A 247-nucleotide genomic window follows, 5' to 3' on the forward strand; every position below is an offset into this window, starting at 1 on the left:
GTCAAGGATCTCGGCATCGTGCAGGACATGGCCCGGGCCGAGAAGTACCCGGTCCCGGTGGCGGCGGCGGCCCTGCAGATGTTCCTGATGGCGTCCGGCGCCGGCATGGGCCGGGACGACGACGCCTCGGTGGCGCGGCTCTACGCGCAGGTCTCGGGCGCGAAGCTGCCGGGCCAGAAGTAGCCGGATCGAGCGCAGGGAGTTCGAAGACAATGCCGCGCTTTGCCGCAAACCTGAGCCTCATGTT

Annotated in this window: 1 protein-coding gene; it reads left to right on the forward strand. The window is 68.8% G+C overall.

Translation table 11 applies throughout. The annotated features are described in order from the left end of the window. On the forward strand, positions 1-183 hold a 183-nt coding region (locus KZZ07_RS27265), incomplete at its 5' end, for an NAD-binding protein (protein ID WP_219520156.1). Positions 184-247 lie beyond the last annotated feature (64 nt).

Origin of the sequence: Mameliella sp. CS4 (assembly GCF_019392335.1) — a bacterium.
Lineage (GTDB): Bacteria > Pseudomonadota > Alphaproteobacteria > Rhodobacterales > Rhodobacteraceae > Antarctobacter.